The sequence below is a fragment of the Nostoc sp. genome (assembly GCF_035638895.1).
Classification (GTDB): domain Bacteria; phylum Cyanobacteriota; class Cyanobacteriia; order Cyanobacteriales; family Nostocaceae; genus Nostoc.
Map to the genome: position 1 here is coordinate 15481 of NZ_DASQZC010000115.1, position 15163 is coordinate 30643.

Here is a 15163-nt window from a genome sequence, read left to right on the forward strand (position 1 = left end):
ATTTTTTTACAAAATATCGTGAGGATGAATGATTGTTAATTTGGAGTACCTTGCCTTTTTTGTACTGCTACTGGCAGCGCTGCTATTAGCAATTAAGGAAATGAGCGTTGCTTTGGATGAAGTAGATGTTGAGCGGTTTACTCTTTGGACAGGTGTTGCTTCTGTTATCGCTGGTTTACCAATAATATTGTGGTAGCTTCTGAGTCGATGCCATCCTCTCTATTGCAATAGTTTATTTAGGATAAGTAGTGAAAACAAGCTAGTTTGTTCACTTTTTTAGGCTTCCAAACAATACGATTGCATCCGTTGAGTAACCTAGCGGCTAAAATATTGTCTCGTCTACTACTCTCTTCGCTTTTCCTCTAACCATTGTAAAACCCGATTCCATGCCCACCAAGCGTCAGGGTCTTGTATTTGGCGCTGGCACTTTTTACTACTCAAGTAGCCAACATGGCCGCCGTACTGAGTGAGAAACAAATCTATTACGGAATTGCGATCGCACGCTTCTTCTAATTCCGGTATGATACTTGGGTCAAAAAGTGGGTCATCAGCAGCATATAGAATCAAAGTCGGTTTCGAGATTTGCGGCAATATTTGTAAAGCACTACTAGCTTGGTAATATGCCTCTACAGAAGAAAAACCTAGTCGGTTAATTACCAATTCATTATCAAAACCCCAAATACTGTTCGCCCGTTCAATTGCTTCTGGGTCAATACTTCCAGGATGGGCATCATGGATTCGCCATGCCAGTTTTTTTAAATTCTGGGCAATTCCCGATTCCAAATATCTGCCGAAGGGCTTTGTAACTAGATAAGATAGCGATCGCTCCGAATCCAAACTCGGACAAATTACCATACCACCGCCAATATCGCTATCTTCTAATCCTAAATCTTCATGCTCCCTAATGACCTCACCGGCAACCTTCACCGCCCATAACGCCAATTGCCCTCCTAAAGAATACCCTGTAAACCAAAATTTCCCAGGACATCCCATTGCCTTAGCAGCAGCAGCGATGCGAACAAAATCTTCCCCCTCATACAAACCATCAGAAGTTAGAGTCGGGGACAATTCGGCTGTTTTCCCGTGGGCCCGCCAGTCAAATAACACCACAGCGTAGCCTTGAGCGTAAGCTTTACGCGCTAGCACCCTCAAATACCATTCCGTCTCTAACTCTCCAGTAATGCCATAAGTACCAATAATCGTGCTATGAGCATTTTCCGGGATGGCAACCAAGCCAAAAATTGGCACACCTTGGCCACCAACAAAGATTTTCTCGTGATAAGACGGTTCTGGGTCTTTAGTAGTACTTTGCCAGTGACGTTTTCCCCACAAAGCGGTGTATACAGTCATCATTAGACCGTTTTGTAAAAACCAAGACGGATTGTAGGGCGGAGTATAACACATCATAGACTATAAGGTTTCATGTAATTGAGTCTTGATTTCACAGTCATTTAATCTTAATATTTATGTAAGATTTAAAGCTTTTTAGAATCGATTGAAAAATCTTTGTATCTATCAAAGGTTGTTAATTATCCTTAATAAGTAGTAATAATTTTTAAGAATGCCGAGGATTCTTGTCATAGACGATGACCCAGCGATTTCAGAACTAGTTGCCGTCAACTTGGAAATGGCTGGCTACGATGTTAGTCAAGCTGAAGACGGCATCAAAGGTCAAGCGCTGGCTCTCCAGCTGCAACCAGACTTGATCATGCTCGATTTAATGTTGCCCAGAGTAGATGGGTTTACCGTTTGCCAACGCCTGCGCCGAGACGATCGCACCTCTGAGATTCCCGTGTTAATGTTGACGGCTATGAGCCAAACTCAGAACAAGGTGGAAGGCTTCAACGCTGGCGCAGATGACTACCTCACCAAACCTTTTGAAGTTGAAGAACTGCTAGCGCGAGTGCGGGCACTTTTGCGGCGTACCGACCGGATTCCCCAAGCAGCAAAGCATAGTGAAATTCTCAACTATGGCTCACTCACCCTCGTTCCCGAAAGATTTGAGGCAATATGGTTCAATGAGACGGTGAAATTGACTCACTTGGAATTTGAGTTACTTCACTGCTTATTGCAACGCCACGGTCAAACAGTTTCTCCCAGCGAAATCCTCAGAGAAGTTTGGGGTTACGATCCTGATGATGACATAGAAACGATTCGAGTGCATATTCGCCACTTGAGAACCAAGCTAGAACCAGATCCCCGCCACCCCCGCTATATAAAGACAGTATATGGTGCTGGATACTGTCTTGAATTACCCGGTGTACCTCCAGCAAATGAAGGGGTTTCGGTAACAGTTGTTGAATAAAATCACGCTAAATTCTCTTAACTATCTAAATTCCCTTGAACTTTGCGATGACTTAGGTAAGAACTCTCTGAAACTCTTATTCCTTAATGTTTAGTTAAGGTTATTGGTGAGATTTTCCGGTGCTAGAGACGTTGCAATGCAACGTCTCTACAAATGTTGCTACGGTAAAAATAAAGGTCTGAATCACGGATTAAACAGATTTAAAGATTACACCGATTTTTATCTTTCAAGATTATCCAAAAAAATCAGTGACATCCCATAATCCGTAAAATCCGTGATTCAGACATTTTCCGATAAAATCCATGTTCAAATGTTCACCTCACTAAACGCTTAAACGTCATACTCTTACTTCCAAAATTAATCAACAAACCAACCTCCAACTTATAAACCTTCAGATAATTTAAAGCCTGAGCCAAATGCACATCCTCAAGCTGAATAACAGCCTTTAACTCAACCAGAACCTTTCCCTCAACCACAAAATCAGCCCTACGAGTTCCAATGGGTTTTTCCAAATCCTTATAAAAAATATGTTGCTCAATTTCACGCGCAAACCCCAGCCCTACTTGACTCATCTCATAAGCCAAAGCCCTTTGATAAATCACCTCTTGAAACCCATTACCCAAAAACTTATGTACCTCAAAACTAGCCCCGATAATTTTCTGAGTAATATCAGCATATTTTAAACCCTCCATACAACATACCCATATAAATAGCTAAAATAATCTTGAACACGGATTAAACAGATTTAAAGATTACACCGATTTTTACCTTTCAAGATTATCCAAAAAAATCAGTGACATCCCATAATCTGTAAAATCCGTCATTCAGACATTTTCCGATGTCGTTGTTAGCGACTTCGACCCCTTTAGCTAGAAACGAGTTTTAGAAATCCTGTTCGCAGAACTGAATAAGAAGATTGCAGAAAACGTCACCGCCGTGTCGAACCTCAGCCAAATACCCGATTTCACGCAATTCGAGTTACTTGCTGATTCACACGGGGACGACCAAAGCGTTCCCAAGCACTCCCTCCTCGCAGAAACAATTCTAAAAAGCGCAATGGTTCTCCTGAATCGCCTCTTGACCAACCGGAACTACCAGGAGCAAAGGCTAAAGTTCCTTCAGACACCTTGAAGCTGCCATCAGAATATACTGCATCACTCACCACATCTCCAATTCGGATCACGATCTTGCTTTGAGGCTCTAAATTCAGTGTATGCGCCCCAATAGTTGTTTTAATGTTGCCGTAACCATCAATCCAGGCAATTCGATCTGGTGGAACATCTGGGATTTGCTCACTCTTAAGGATATCTCCTAGAAGGCTAAAATCTTCATTTATAATCGCAGCCGCAGCCGGAGGAAAGACATCCCGTGAGCGAAACTGCGAACCACCACGAGCAACGTTGACCACTCGCAACTCCTTTGTATAGTCTTTGATAAAGGAGAGCGTGTAGCCTGCATTTACACCCACTACTTTTACACCATTGGATAAAAGAGCGTAAGTTAGTCCTTCACCTTCATTATCCCGACGAGCTTCAGGATCATCCTGACGAGGCGCACAGTTATGATAAATTAGGCGATCGCTATTTCCTGGGTTGAGTCCTAATTGGGCAATCCAAAATCCTGTTGCCAAGGTACTGAATGCCGGAACCGAAAGCAAATGAATTTGGGCATCGGGAGAAGCCATCAGCAGACGTTGTGTGACTTCTGTAAATGCCGGATCTCCTGTACCGTAGTCTGCAATGACGCAGATAAACATTCAGCTCCTCCTTTTAATGGGTGTAATTTGCAATCAATGGTTAGACAATAGGTGGCCTTAAAAGGCTCCAGTGAACCTGCCTCATCAGCAGTCTAAATGTGATCTCAACTATATGCAAGATTTCTAGATAACATTGAGCGCAATTTTCCGGTAAAAAGATGCTGGAACCATGCAACTTAGTTAATTACATCAGTCATCATGTGATTACAGAGTGAAATGAACAAACAACTGTTCAATTCACCTTATTAGTAACTTTGAAGCCTTAGTCAACGCAATGAAAACAATCAGTTCACTTTTTAGCGAAGAACGCAACCAACTTCAGACAGATATTGATAACACAACCGACATTGAGGAGATAGTTAAGTTGGTTCAGAATCGACTTGATAATCTCGAAAGAATTTACATTGAAAAACTTAATTTGGCTCAAGTTCGTCTGGCTTCATTTTTCCTAGATACGCTGCGACAGTCCATCGCCGCTATCGCTGCGGCAAACTATTCTCAAATTGCTCCAACAGAACAAAGGCAATTTACTAACCCAAGCACAAAGTTTTTTTCCAGCAGATTAATCCTAAAACTGCTAAAAGGACTAATTTATATAGGCATTTTAGGTTCGTTGTTCTCTTTAACTAAAACTACCCCAGGTGCATGGATGGCTATCTTACTAACCTCTATACTTCTAGGGGTAGAAGTTGTGCTTCAACTTGAGTTAAAGAGCAAGCAAAATTCTATGTCTTCAGAGCTATTGGAATTACCTAAACCTATGCTTCGGGTTGATAGCAAAGTATTTTTAGATCATCTTGGCGATGCTCTCAACACTATCGACCTAGCAGTAGCTAGAGTAGAAGAATGGAATAAACATGAAAGCGACTTAGCAATAGAAGAACTGCCAGAGTTATTAAATTTTCTGCAAAGGCTAATGGGCGCATCAAAACTTGATAAACCCCAAATGGCTTATGAACTTGCAAAACTTCTGCCACAGATTTTAATGTCTCAGGGAATTAACGCTCAAATTTACCGACCAAATGACCCGCATAGCGATCGCGGATATTTTGACTTTGAGCCAAGCATCGACCCCGATACCAAAGATCACGTAACTCTAACTCCGGCTCTGTTGAAAGGCGATCGCTTGATTCGGCGCGGTAGGGTAATTGAGCCAGCATATTCCTCTGCTAGAGAATAATAGACAATAAGGGTATGGAAATTTTAGAAACAATCGGTTTTGATTTGGGGCACGGTGAAACGGCTGTAGCTAAAGCGATCGTGGAAAGCATCGACCCCCCCCAGATGCTGGAGATTAATAACAAGAAGAACCAAATTACAGCCCTTGGTTGGCATCCTAAACTCGGTTATCTTGTCGGCGAACAAGCATTAATTCAAGCTGGCGTTACCCAACTGACAATTTCATTCAAGCAAAAACCCAACAACGATCCCAAATATCGGGAAACAATTAGTACTTTTGTAGCAACCTACTACCGACTTTTGAAAGAAAGCAAACAACTTGAAGGTGAGGGAAGTAGCTATTTTTACATAGGTTGTCCTTCAGGATGGTCAGTTAGCGATCGCACCGAATACCAAAAGCTACTTCAAGAAGCTGGCATTCCCCAACTAAATGTTGTACCCGAATCGCGGGCTGCTTTCATGCAAGCCAAGGAAGCCGGGAAGCTGGAGTATGACAAACTTGTTGCATCGGTGCTAATTGTCGATATTGGTTCTTCAACCACAGATTTTACTCTGGTTAAGAGCTTAGAAGAGATACCCATAGATTTCGGGAGTAATACTTTAGGTGCATCTCTAATTGACAAAGCTATTTTTGCCCGGACTCTCGCCAACCACGAACAAAAAGCATTACTCGAAAAAGTATTTCAGGAATATCCGCATCACCAAGCTCGTTGTGAACTTGCTTGTCGCAAAGCTAAAGAAGATTACTTTTCTAATGAACAGCTATACAGCGATCCTGAATCCTTTGCGCGTGGCTTCGAGTCAATTAACGAACAGATTTATTTTATTCCCCAAGTCAATAAATTGATGATGGAGGAAATTTTAAACCAGCCCTTACCGGAACTGGGGCATCATAGTTGGATGCGATCGTTTAGCGACTCTTTAACCGAGGCGAAAGAAAAGCTAGAAAAACTTGGAATCGTGCCGAAACTTCTGCTGATGACTGGCGGTGCATCTCGCATGAAGTTTACCCACTTGCTTTGTCAGGAAATGTTTCCCGAACCAGAAACGCTGCTTCGCCCTGATCCAGAACCGGAACGGTGCATTGCACTGGGATTAGCACGAGTAGGACGATGGGATCTGCGTGCTGCTGCTTTTAAGGAAGAAGTCAACAAACTATTTACCTCGAATACGCTCAAAGGTTTGATTGAAAGGCATATCCCACAGTTAATCGAATCATTAACTAATCCTTTGACAGACGGCTTGCTCGTCAACGCAGTTAAACCAGCTTTAAAAGATTGGCAAAAAAACAAAATACGGACTTTAGCAGATTTGGAAACAGCTTTGATCGGTCGTGCAGAACAGTGGCTCAAAAGCGAACGCGCTGTGCAGATAATTAATCATCAATGCGCTTCTTGGTTTAGCAATAAAATCCAACCCGATTTAGCCGCACAAACCGATCCAATCTGTCGAAGGTTTCAGATACCTAGAAGCAGCTTAAGGTTCGAGGATAGTATTGACCCAAATTTTGTTAACCCAGAGTTACGGATTGGAGATGCTATCTTAGCTGAGACAGTGGGCTTTATTGTCAATGTAGTAATTGGTGGAGGCACTGTAGCTAGCATTATCACTCTTATACTCACTGGACATTTAACCTGGCCTATTGCATTAGTATATGGGGCTTCGGTTATGGCCGCAGGAATGGAGCTAAATCGCAAGAGTGTTCAAGAAGTAATCAAGACAAATGTGGATGTACCTAGTTGGGTTCGTTCTAGTTTTTTGAGTGATAAAAAAATCGATGATATGTGTGAGCAAATAAAGCCTGACTTAGAGAAAGTTCTTCAAGAACAATTGACAGCAGATCAAGAGGCTTTTGATAAACTGATTAGCAAAGTTGAGCAAGGGCTTCAAAAAACCCTTTCTACCAAGGTTCAATCTTGCATAATTCTGATCCAATAGCGGTGATATGTAGGATTAGGAAGCTTTAGAAAAGAGAGAAAGTCCCATTTAAGTTTAATTATTGAGCTACAAGATGAACAATTATGTTATCTAAATTTTCTGTTTTACAGTGAATTAAATATGTAACCTGCTCAGAAGTCAATGATTCAAACAATAGTTGTCTTTATCATTATTGGGCTGATTCTCACCGGGATTTTAATCAATCCTGTTCTAGTAAAAAGGCGAAGAAACCGTCTCAAACACCGTCCTTTTCCCCCACTGTGGAATGCAATTATTGAGAATAATCTTCCTATTTATCTGTGTCTCTCTCCCAATGAGATCAGACGACTTCAGGGACATATTCAAGTATTCTTAGCAGAAAAGCAATTTATTGGCTGTAGAGGATTAGAGGTGACGGAGGAAATGAAACTGACCCTTGCTGCGATCGCCTGTTTACTCCTATTAAATGAACGTGGGCAGTACTTCCCCAGACTTCGTTCAATTCTGGTGTATCCCAACGCTTATTTTGTTAAGGAAACGACTGCCATTGGAAATTATGTTGTTGAAGAAAGGCGTGTGGCAAGACTGGGTGAATCCTGGAGAAATGACCAAGTAGTACTGTCTTGGGAACAGGTGAAACAAGACATTAATAACTGGGAAGATGGACATAACGTTGTGCTTCATGAATTCGCCCATCAGTTGGATCAAGAAGATGGTAAAGCTGAAGGAGTTCCTATACTGCAAAAAAACTCAGACTATACTATATGGGCGAAGGTGATGACAGAAGAATATCAGCAACTTTGTAATGATGTTCTACAAGGCGTAAAGACGGTAATGGATAGCTATGGTGCAACGAATCCCGCAGAATTTTTTGCCGTAGCGACTGAGACATTCTTTGAGAAACCACAACAATTGCTGTCTAAGCATCCGGCACTTTATGAGCAACTGCAACGTTATTATCAATTAGATCCTGTGCAATGGGCTTAAACGCACCATCTACGACCATGAGCTACCAGATATAACCTCAGCTTCAAACTGCATAAGTCGGAATACTAATAAAAACATAAATCCTTGAATTATGCATAAAAAAGAAGTTTCAAAACCTTGAATTACTAGATTTAATTTCAGAATATTGAAGTGGAGTTAGGCAATATACTAATTTTGATCGCTGATACAAGCTTGCCCAGCCGGGTGGTAAAGTTAGACAACGCTACTTCAACCAGTTGATTCAGCCGCAAGGGATTGTATGACCTCAAAAACGGCGGGCGCTGCACTTATGGAGCAGGGCAAAAAGAAATTTAAGACAGGAGTTAAATGGTTAGCCTGGTCAGGAGTTTTGGCTTCGGTTAGCGCCGGGGGCTGGCTAGTTTATGTCCATCAAAATCGACCAGCAGAGTCGGCACAGCAGCCTGTTGTCACCGTAGAACGCGGCAACATTGAAACCTCAATTAATGAGAGCGGTATCCTTGAACTGCGTGGTCAACAAACGCTTAAGTCTCCAGCAGAAGGCGCTGTCGATCGCGTGCTAGTACGGCTTGGCGATCAGGTAAAATCTGGTCAGCCACTGATTATTCTGCGTAACCCCGACCGACAAACTATCCTCACCAACCAGCAGTTGCAGATTGAAAAACAGCAACTCACTCTGGCAAGTAACCGCCAAAAAGTTGTTGAAGCCGAGGAAAAGCTAAAAGCAGCTAAACGGGAAAACCAGACAAACAAGCAATTCCAGATTCAAAAACAGAAACTTACTCTAGAAAGTAACCACCAAAAACTTGTCGAAGCTGAGGAAGACCTAAAAGCCGAGGAAAGGAAACTCCAGGAGCTTGAGGCTCTGGATAAAAGGGGCTTCATTGCCAAAAATGAACTTCGCACACAGGAGGAACAGGTTCGCCGCGCAAAATCTGCCGCAGTGCAGGCTCAGTTAAGCGTTAACACCGATATCATCGAACTCCAGAACCTTCAGATTGAGCTACAAAATACGCAACAGCAAACGCGGAACAAAATTATGGAGGCTCAATCTGCACTGCGAGAGGCTCAGTTAGCTGTCAGCACTGATACCCGTGAACTCCAGCGCCTTCAGCTTGAACTCCAAAAAATCCAGCAGCAACTTCAGAATAATCTCTTGACTGCGCCTATTAATGGTAAAGTTCTCGACATCAAAGTTAAGGATGGGGAAGGGGTTCAGGTACGTACTGACATGCTTACCTTGGGCGACCCCACCGAAGAACTGGTGTCGCTCCAGCTTTCCACCCTGAATGCGGCTAAAGTCCGAGTCAACCAATTAGCCCGTATTAGCGTTATCGGCCCTAATGCTCAGTCATTTGAGGGAAGGGTGCAAAGTTTGTCTCCTATAGCAACCACTTCTTCTGGGAACGAAAGCCAAAGCAGTAGCCAACAACCAGGACAAGCAACGGTATCTGCAAAAGTGCGGCTTAATACCGCTTCTGGCAAACTGATTCCAGGCAGCCAGGTAAATGTCGAGATTATTTTGCAACAACGGCAGAATGTGGTGGTTTTGGACACGGAAGCGATTGTGCGCTCTGAAGAGAAGCCCTATGTATTGGTGCGGGATAGACAAGGTAAGGCTCAGAAAAAAAATATCAGTTTAGGGCTAGAAGGGTTGACTAATGTGGAAGTCACCTCTGGTCTGCGCCCTGGCGATCAAGTGGTGCTGCCCGTAGCTGATTCCAAATCGGAATCAGGAACGCCGAGCGCTCCCGAAGACAATTCGACTGAAACTAAAAGCGAATAGCAATGAGTCTCAAATCTTTTGACCTACTAGCTCTTACTTGCCGCTCTCTGAGTGGCAACGCTCTGCGTTCCACCCTAACCACTTTGGGCGTTTTCATGGGTGTAGCTGCGGTAACAGCAACGCTTCAGGTTGGCAGCATTAGTAGGGCAGTGATTGCCCGTCAAATGGCAGAGCGAGATGCCCCTCAGGTCATAATATTCCCAGAGTCCCAACTTCTTCGGCTAGAAGATATGAAATTCTTGCAAAAACGGCTCTTGGGCTTGCAAGCAATCAGTGCCTCCAGTTCTTCAACTTCTTCTCAAACATTTTTTCAAGATCGGGAGGCGAAAAATCCTTCGATGTTGGGTGTTTCCCAAAACTTCTTGCTCACATCTGGTAAGCAATTAGTGAAGGGACGCTTTTTCACAAAAGCAGATTTTGCCAGCTATAGACCTGTGGTGGTAATTGATCAATTTCTGGCGGACAAACTTTTCAAAGGTCAAAAGCCAACGGGTAAGCGCATTTATGCTGATCACCAATCCTATATCGTTGTGGGGGTGGTAAAGACTAATCCCGGTAACAACGAGGCACCTGAAGGTGAGCTACTGATACCGATGTCGGTTTTCAACGCTTTAATGGGTAGCCAGGATATTGGAACTATTTGGATGCGCCCCCGCAAACTCGAAGACCTGAAAAACTTAGAAGAACAGACAAAAAAACTGTTGGAGCAACGCTTTCCAAGTCAAAAATTTTATGTTGCTAACAATGTTGAAGACATCCTGGAGCAACAGAAAACCCTTGAATCCGTTTCAATGGCACTGGCAGCAGTGGGAGTAATCTCTCTATTGGTGGGTGGTGTCGGCATTGCCAATATTACCATCGCAACTGTAGCGGAGCGTACTTCTGAAATTGGTCTGAAGCTGGCGATCGGGGCAACAAAGCAGGACATCATGTTTCAGTTCATTCTCGAAGCGGCGGTTTTGAGTTTATTGGGGGGAACTGTAGCGATCGCCTCGGTGCATGGGTTGACGTTGGTGGTTGTCGGTACTTTTGATTTGCCCTACAAATTTGAGAGCAGTACAGCCGCCTTGTCCTTAGGGTCGGCGCTGCTGGTGGGAGTGGGCGCTGGTTTTCTCCCGGCTCTCCGCGCTAGTCAGCTAAATCCTGTTACAGCTTTGCGAACTCAATAAATTAATAATGGAAAATGGAAACATAACTAAAGTAGTTATGTTTATAAAATCACTGTATAAGCTTGATTTTACAGGCATGAACCTACGAAAATTGTATTATATAAAGTATCAACAGCTTAGTTCCACCGAAAAAAGTAGGTGAAGGAAGATTATAACTAAACCTACATTTTGTTGATGGACAACCCGTTATCGTATCCTTTGTTACTGCTAAACTCGACTTTATCCATTTTTGAGTAACGCTCAAGCTGACGCTGAAACCTTCGTGGGTCGGTAATTTTACTTTTTTAGCTTCATCGATAATCTGTGACGTGGAAAAAGTATTTGCCAAAAAGCCAGGGTTTTTGACGGATATAGGACTTACGCAAAACTATACGATGTAGAGGCAATTCATGAATTGCTCCTACGAGAAAATAAGGGTTTCGGCTATTGTTTGCGTAAGTCCTGGGATAAAGAAAACCGAGTTCTTAATTTTGGATAAAGTCGAGCTAAGACTGGGCATTATAAGTATCGTGAGATTAAATATTTAATCTCTGTGGATTCCGGTAAGGTTAACGAATGCTCTCAGCCCATAATACATTTTCGCTGCATAGTCCAAACAACTGTATCGTAATGGGTTAAAACGTGAGCGGTTTGTGGTGCACCATTTTTTCGCATCAGTGAAAAGTTTTGTGTCACAACGGTCCCACGCTTGCTGGTTGCTGCCAGCTCTTGCGCCACAAGCATCATGATTGGTGCACGCTTCATGGAAGTTATAAACACCAGGTAAACTGTCAGGAAACCATGAACATTCACCATCTCCGACGTTCTTATGACTGGCGAACACTGGCATAGATGTTTGTAGGACAAGTCCACTTGTGGCTACAAAGACCGCCCCTAATATCACATGGGCAATTCTCTTCTTGGTCGTGAGAGTTATGCTGCTCGCTGTCTTGGTACTATCCTCTACTGAGGTGCCATAAATTGTATTTATCTTGGTCATAAACACATCCTTTTCCATTTTGGGATTTACGCATTGAGAGAATGAAAACAATCTGCATCTTAATTTTGTTGGTGCAGTAATTTAAACTTGAAAGTTAATTCAAACTCTGACAAAAGTTTGGGGTTTGCTCTCTTCAGAGTGTAGGGTTAGTTATAGTTTTTGTTCACCTACTTTTTTCAAGTAGAACTAAGCTGTTAACGCTGAATCTACCTAATTCAATTTTTATATGAATCCATCTAGGAAATCAAGGCGATGCAGCTTGTTTATAAAACATAACTACAGTAATTATGTTTTGATTATGTTAAATTTTGAAACGTCCCAGAGCATTTGTAATGCTGAATAGTAATACCAATTCTCTTTAATATGGCAACATATCAGAACCTCCCAGACTCCTTCACTTAGAGAGTCTGGGAGATTCTGATATAGGAAACATTTGGAGAAATGGGATAAAATTTCTACGGCTTCCTGCTTTCTTTAAAACTTGGTTGTTAATAAATCTATAATCTTTTGCGCTCAAAACTAAAGCACTTTTGTTTCCGAAATTTACACAAAAGGTAAGTAAGCAGTGTAGGGTAAAATCAGGACTAGTATTTCAGACAACAACAATGGGTTTTACTAAAGGTAAACTACTGCCCGATGCAACTTACAAATCTGAGAATGCCAACCTGACAGTGCCGGTGGTGTCTAATGATTTGATACCAAGTTGCGGCTCAATTACCTCACCCTGCCACGGCATCCCTCTACGAGCGTAAGGAGAGGAGATGGAGGTGAGGTGTAAGTCATGAACGCAACGTGCGATGGCTTTATCTAAACAGCGCCGAAAATCAATCTCAATCCAAATTAGGCGAGCAGAACAATCTACCAAATTAATCTCGTCATGCAGAAGCTACCTAACCAAGATTCTCAACCTCAAAACCAACTTTATCTATCTTTGCGATCGCTCAACTTATTCTTACTTAATGCGGTCGTTGTTTCAACTGTTATTCTGGGTACAACTCGCATTCTCACCCAGATTTTTAAGTACCCAAAGATATTCACACCTGCTGTTGGCGTTGAGACAGTAGTCAAATCGCAAATCGTTAGCGAAGGCAAAGGCAATCAGCCAATTAGTAAGGACAGAAAAACGCGATCGCATCCAACAGACCAAGAACGCCAACAGTTAACAAACAGCGCAAAACCTATACTTGACGCTTCAAAAATAGCCAGCACACTTGTAGCTGATTTGCAACCACAGAGCCAAAAAAACCAGCAGATTCTTAACAACCAGATGCGATCGCCAGCAGCGCAATATCCTGATAGGCGATCGCTCTTAACCTTCAACTTAATAAATGATAAGCAGCCGCCGCAGGACTTGGTTAGAGCGCCATCTCAAAGCGTCTCCAAAGAAGCATCGCCTATCAACTTTCAGTTAACGACTGATACGCAAGTCCAGCAAACCCAAGCAGCAGCGCTAATTCCTCAGAATCAATTTCCAAAAGCCGAAAAAAAGGCTGAAAATAGTCTCAAACAAAATCAACAGGAATCATTACAGAATGCAGGTACAGTTGCACTGAAGCTTTCTGATATTGTTGCGTTGGCTTTGCAAAACAACAGAACTATTAAAAACTCATATCTCGAAAGAATAGCTCAAAGACAAGACCTAGCAGTGGCAGAAGATAAATTTGCTCCCGATTTTACACCCACCCTGTCAATGTCGATGGCATCATCCGGGTCTAGTGCAACCACAACTACTAATGAAGCAGGCCTTGAGGCAAAAATGAAGATTCCCACCGGGGGGGAACTGAGTTTTGGGTTTGCAGGTAACGCTCTAACGCCAAAGATAAGTTTTAATCAACCTCTGTTGAGAGGAGGTGGAGTCAATGTAAACAGAGCTTCAATTAAGACTGCTCGACTCACAGAAAAAAGCAATGTCCTGGGTTTAAAATCGACATTGACCAATACCATTACGGATGCTATTTTGGCATACCGAAATTTACTCCGCGCTCAAGAACGACTGAAAATCGAACAGCTTTCTCTGAAAAGCGCTCAAGAAATTCTAGAAATTAACCAAGCTCTGATTGCTGCGGGTAGGTTAGCACCAGTTGAAATTATCCAAAGCCAGACAGCGATTGCTAACCGACAAGTAAGCTTGGTGGCTGCTCAAAATAGTCTTCAGTCAACAAAATTAGCTTTACTTCAGGTTCTCGATATCGATCAAAATACCAATATTGTGGCAGCAGAAGTTCCCAAAGCATCACCTGTTACTTTAGACCAGAACAAAATAAAGCAATTAGCACTTTTAAATCAGCCGGAATATTTGCAGGCACAGTTAAACCAAGATATAGCTAAACTTAACCTGTTAGAGGCAGAAAATAACAGACGTTGGGACTTAGGTTTGAATATCAGTTATGACAATGCAGGAAACAACGCAACACCAGATGTTAGAGCTGGGCTAACTTTTAGCAAAACATTAGGCGATCTGACAGTGGAACAAACATTTCAGCGTAGCCGAGTCAACCTACTGCAAACGGAAAATAATTTGAACGAGCAGCGTGAAAGCTTAGACATTCAGGTAACAGACGGAATTAGAGATGTTAATTTGAGTTTTAAGCAGGTCGAACTTGCAGGGCAAGCCAGGGAGTCTTCTGAACGACAACTAGAGATAGAAAGAGAAAAACAGAGATTAGGCAGGGGATCTGGAGTTTTCGAGATTGTCAGTCTAGAAAATAGTTTGGTAGAGGCAAGAAACGCAGAGCTTAATGCAACTATTGAATATCTCAATGCTTTGACGAACCTTGATAAAACTGTAGGAACTACATTAAACACTTGGCAAATAACAATTGAGAGGAATCAAAATTAATTTTTCTGTACTAAGGACTTTAGTCCTAGATTTTTAAGCAGGCTTTGTGATTACTACAAACTCATCAAAATTAATGGGACAGACCATTAGTATTGTGTCATTGACTTTTGAATGGGCAACTTCGGACTTGCGGTACTAGGAGGTTTTCATCGCCAGAATCTTCAAAGCTATTGCTTCAGGGACGGGCATCACTGATAACCGATTTCCTTGTCTCACCAACATTAACTCTTCGGCGCTAAACTTTTCTTTGAGTATTGATAGCAAGAT

Annotated in this window: 13 protein-coding genes; 8 read left to right on the forward strand and 5 right to left on the reverse strand. The window is 42.4% G+C overall.

Translation table 11 applies throughout. The features are described 5' to 3' along the window. Positions 1-28: 28 nt before the first annotated feature. Positions 29-196 (forward strand): hypothetical protein, encoded by a 168-nt coding sequence (locus tag VE944_RS05360; RefSeq protein WP_324973372.1) that lies wholly within the window; start codon positions 29-31, stop codon positions 194-196. A gap of 146 nt (positions 197-342) precedes the next feature. Here VE944_RS05360 and VE944_RS05365 read toward each other — a convergent pair whose 3' ends face one another. Then, positions 343-1407 (reverse strand): YheT family hydrolase, encoded by a 1065-nt coding sequence (locus VE944_RS05365; protein ID WP_324973374.1) that lies wholly within the window; start codon positions 1405-1407, stop codon positions 343-345. Positions 1408-1561: 154 nt separating this feature from the next. On the opposite strand from VE944_RS05365, the gene VE944_RS05370 reads away from it, so the two are divergent. Beyond that, entirely contained in the window at positions 1562-2305 is a 744-nt protein-coding gene (locus tag VE944_RS05370) for a response regulator transcription factor (protein WP_324973376.1), read from the forward strand. Between the two features lie 314 nt (positions 2306-2619). Here VE944_RS05370 and VE944_RS05375 read toward each other — a convergent pair whose 3' ends face one another. Both VE944_RS05375 and VE944_RS05380 read right to left on the reverse strand, forming a co-directional pair. Beyond that, complete coding sequence (locus tag VE944_RS05375; RefSeq protein WP_324973379.1) at positions 2620-2997, reverse strand: GxxExxY protein; 378 nt, start codon at positions 2995-2997, stop codon at positions 2620-2622. A gap of 272 nt (positions 2998-3269) precedes the next feature. Further along, positions 3270-4061 carry an SAM hydrolase/SAM-dependent halogenase family protein gene (locus tag VE944_RS05380; RefSeq protein ID WP_324973382.1) on the reverse strand — a complete coding sequence of 264 codons (792 nt, stop codon included), beginning with the start codon at positions 4059-4061 and terminating at the stop codon, positions 3270-3272. Positions 4062-4335: 274 nt separating this feature from the next. Between VE944_RS05380 and VE944_RS05385 the strand changes: the two genes are divergently transcribed. The 5 genes from VE944_RS05385 (at position 4336) to VE944_RS05405 (ending at position 11078) form a co-directional block, all read left to right on the forward strand. Next, a complete protein-coding gene (locus VE944_RS05385) occupies positions 4336-5241 on the forward strand; it encodes a hypothetical protein (RefSeq protein ID WP_324973385.1) in 906 nt (301 codons plus the stop codon). Positions 5242-5255: 14 nt separating this feature from the next. Then, a complete protein-coding gene (locus tag VE944_RS05390; RefSeq protein ID WP_324973387.1) occupies positions 5256-7178 on the forward strand; it encodes an Hsp70 family protein in 1923 nt (640 codons plus the stop codon). 141 nt (positions 7179-7319) lie between these two features. After that, positions 7320-8144 (forward strand): M90 family metallopeptidase, encoded by an 825-nt coding sequence (locus VE944_RS05395; protein ID WP_324973390.1) that lies wholly within the window; start codon positions 7320-7322, stop codon positions 8142-8144. A gap of 259 nt (positions 8145-8403) precedes the next feature. Next, positions 8404-9909 carry an efflux RND transporter periplasmic adaptor subunit gene (locus VE944_RS05400; protein ID WP_324973393.1) on the forward strand — a complete coding sequence of 502 codons (1506 nt, stop codon included), beginning with the start codon at positions 8404-8406 and terminating at the stop codon, positions 9907-9909. A gap of 2 nt (positions 9910-9911) precedes the next feature. Then, on the forward strand, positions 9912-11078 hold the full coding sequence (locus VE944_RS05405) for an ABC transporter permease (RefSeq protein ID WP_324973395.1): 1167 nt from the start codon (positions 9912-9914) through the stop codon (positions 11076-11078). A gap of 561 nt (positions 11079-11639) precedes the next feature. Here the strand turns inward: VE944_RS05405 and VE944_RS05410 are convergent. Both VE944_RS05410 and VE944_RS05415 read right to left on the reverse strand, forming a co-directional pair. Further along, the gene (locus VE944_RS05410; protein WP_324973398.1) at positions 11640-11873 is read right to left on the reverse strand and encodes a hypothetical protein; all 234 of its coding nucleotides are present in this window, start codon (positions 11871-11873) and stop codon (positions 11640-11642) included. 827 nt (positions 11874-12700) lie between these two features. Then, entirely contained in the window at positions 12701-12922 is a 222-nt protein-coding gene (locus VE944_RS05415) for a hypothetical protein (RefSeq protein ID WP_324973401.1), read from the reverse strand. 12 nt (positions 12923-12934) lie between these two features. On the opposite strand from VE944_RS05415, the gene VE944_RS05420 reads away from it, so the two are divergent. Beyond that, on the forward strand, positions 12935-14896 hold the full coding sequence (locus VE944_RS05420) for a TolC family protein (RefSeq protein ID WP_324973402.1): 1962 nt from the start codon (positions 12935-12937) through the stop codon (positions 14894-14896). The last annotated feature ends 267 nt before the right edge of the window (positions 14897-15163 follow it).

What these genes read in the sequence shown, in the direction of transcription:
- VE944_RS05360 (WP_324973372.1), top strand. Translation starts at nt 29, where the DNA reads ATGATTGTTAATTTGGAGTACCTTGCCTTTTTTGTACTGCTACTGGCA.
- VE944_RS05365 (WP_324973374.1), bottom strand. Translation starts at nt 1,407, where the DNA reads ATGATGTGTTATACTCCGCCCTACAATCCGTCTTGGTTTTTACAAAAC.
- VE944_RS05370 (WP_324973376.1), top strand. Translation starts at nt 1,562, where the DNA reads ATGCCGAGGATTCTTGTCATAGACGATGACCCAGCGATTTCAGAACTA.
- VE944_RS05375 (WP_324973379.1), bottom strand. Translation starts at nt 2,997, where the DNA reads ATGGAGGGTTTAAAATATGCTGATATTACTCAGAAAATTATCGGGGCT.
- VE944_RS05380 (WP_324973382.1), bottom strand. Translation starts at nt 4,061, where the DNA reads ATGTTTATCTGCGTCATTGCAGACTACGGTACAGGAGATCCGGCATTT.
- VE944_RS05385 (WP_324973385.1), top strand. Translation starts at nt 4,336, where the DNA reads ATGAAAACAATCAGTTCACTTTTTAGCGAAGAACGCAACCAACTTCAG.
- VE944_RS05390 (WP_324973387.1), top strand. Translation starts at nt 5,256, where the DNA reads ATGGAAATTTTAGAAACAATCGGTTTTGATTTGGGGCACGGTGAAACG.
- VE944_RS05395 (WP_324973390.1), top strand. Translation starts at nt 7,320, where the DNA reads ATGATTCAAACAATAGTTGTCTTTATCATTATTGGGCTGATTCTCACC.
- VE944_RS05400 (WP_324973393.1), top strand. Translation starts at nt 8,404, where the DNA reads ATGACCTCAAAAACGGCGGGCGCTGCACTTATGGAGCAGGGCAAAAAG.
- VE944_RS05405 (WP_324973395.1), top strand. Translation starts at nt 9,912, where the DNA reads ATGAGTCTCAAATCTTTTGACCTACTAGCTCTTACTTGCCGCTCTCTG.
- VE944_RS05410 (WP_324973398.1), bottom strand. Translation starts at nt 11,873, where the DNA reads ATGGTGAATGTTCATGGTTTCCTGACAGTTTACCTGGTGTTTATAACT.
- VE944_RS05420 (WP_324973402.1), top strand. Translation starts at nt 12,935, where the DNA reads ATGCAGAAGCTACCTAACCAAGATTCTCAACCTCAAAACCAACTTTAT.